This window comes from Klebsiella sp. HMSC25G12 (assembly GCF_001807705.1).
GTDB classification, from domain to species: Bacteria; Pseudomonadota; Gammaproteobacteria; order Enterobacterales; family Enterobacteriaceae; genus Klebsiella; species Klebsiella variicola.
The window spans coordinates 1-1,930 of the sequence record NZ_KV789832.1; the positions used below are offsets into that span (position 1 = coordinate 1).

At 54.2% G+C, this 1,930-nt stretch carries 1 protein-coding gene; it reads right to left on the reverse strand.

Annotated features, from left to right (window positions below; all coding sequences use genetic code 11):
- Nucleotides 1–949 precede the first annotated feature (949 nt).
- Nucleotides 950–1,930 (reverse strand): plasmid replication initiator RepA (gene repA / locus HMPREF3096_RS05550; RefSeq protein WP_049162626.1); only part of this gene is annotated, 981 nt, incomplete at its 5' end.

Here is a 1,930-nt window from a genome sequence, read left to right on the forward strand (position 1 = left end):
AACCCCGGTGAGCGGGCTTTACGGCGTTTACGACGTAAAGGGCGTGATTTCCGGGGCCTTAGCGGCGGCAGCTTGCTGCTGACGCTTAGGGGGATGTTCTTCAGTTATTTCAGCAACACCAGGGAACTTAACACGGTAGCTGCTAAGCCCAACCAAACCCGCTGAAAACGATTCAGAAGCTGCTGTGCGCGGTCGGAGTGGTCACGACAAGGCGTGAGCCGCAGTCGGGGCGTATCTCCGCGTTAGCGGGCCGTGAGGGCCGCTTACGAGCGTGTACACCAGAACCCAAAGCCACGCCACCCACAGCAACCACGAAATATAGTTACAACATCCGTCATTTTAAAGCGATGCATTACCCCGGCCGTTGGCCGGGGTGGGGCGCCGCTTTTCAGTGACGGTCAGGTGGGCACTGATGTGATTGAAGCGTGAGCGTTCTCCGGTGGTGACAGGCGAGGTTTCTGGTGTCTCTTGTGTCTGATGCGATGCAGAGGACAACACTGGCGCGGTTTTGTGAGGATTTAACCGAATGATGTAACTAAATAGTAAGGGGTTGCTGACTCGCCCGCCGTATAGCGGCGGGAGGTACCTAATTTCTGAGCGGCGCGAACGCTTGCGGTCGCTGCGAGCGAAGGCATTAATGTGATTGTTCACGGAAGTAACACAGATAAAGGATCTCCCTGCTGCTTGTTATGCAGGGGATTAATAACTGGGTTAAGACTGTTTTGCAGATTTCCCGTTATACGTTTCCGGAATCTGTATGTTATCTGTTTGCGGATTTATGTGGATAAGTATTCAGGCACATGCGCGCTGTGGCCATGACGGCAGCAAAATCATAAGAAAAAGCGTGAAATCAGGTCGGAGACAGACTGAATTGACAACAGTGACTGAAAAAAACCAGCACGAAAAGCCCCGGAGGGGCCGTTTTTAACGCAAATTGTGATTTGCCTGACTAATGAGGCGGAGAAGGGTTCAGTGACAACTCCAGCTGGTACAGATGCCGGACAGCCAGCTGCTCAAGTTTATCTTTAGAATAACCATAGAGCTCATCTGCCGGCAGCGTTTTCTTCAGCCAGCAGGTCATTTCGTAGACCTGACGGTCGCGGGGCATTCTGGCCAGACGGTTTGCACGCTTACGTGCGGCCCCTTTTGCACGGCGATACTGCAGGGCTTCACGACTGCGCTGCTCATACCAGCGTTTACGCGCCCTCAGAACAGAAATCTCCTCATGCTCGCCTAACAGCCCCTCTTTAATGAGCGCCTGACGTTCCTCGCATTCACGTAGTTTTTTCAGCTGCTGCTCCTGCAGCTTCATCAAATCAACACCCAGCATTTTCCAGCCAACGGGCGTGATCCAGACGTATTTAGGCAGTCGCTTCCGTGATTCCCTGTCCCACAGAGTTTCTTCTGATACGCCAAGTACACCAAAGCGGACCTGCTCGGCAATTAATGCCGAAATCCGGCGTACCGTGACTTCCGTACCGGAAATCACTTCCCCCCGGGCATCTTTCGGGCTGAGTTCTCTGGCCAGTCTGGACACACTCATTCCTACCGTGTGTTTACCGGCATCGCAGAAGCTGACCAGTACCGGCCAGAGCGCATCGAGAAGACGTTGTTTTTCCGGGCGGAAAGCATATCTGCGCCCCGCGCGCTGCCGTTCCTGGACGTAGAAAGGATGCAGTGACATGTGCATGCGAAGCCTGCACTGACCCGTGGCCGGATCTTTTTCCACCAGACGGTTATAGGCGTGCCCCAGCTGGCCACCCAGCGCCTTATAGTGAGGCGGCCGGAACCAGGACGGGTTTTCGCATTTGGGTTTAGTGGAATGTTCACCGCGACGGCGACGGGTACGTTTCTTCTCCGGAGAAACCAGAAAAGACCCGACGTGACCATTATCAATGCCCTGCCAGAAACGGATCTGTTCTTCCGTATC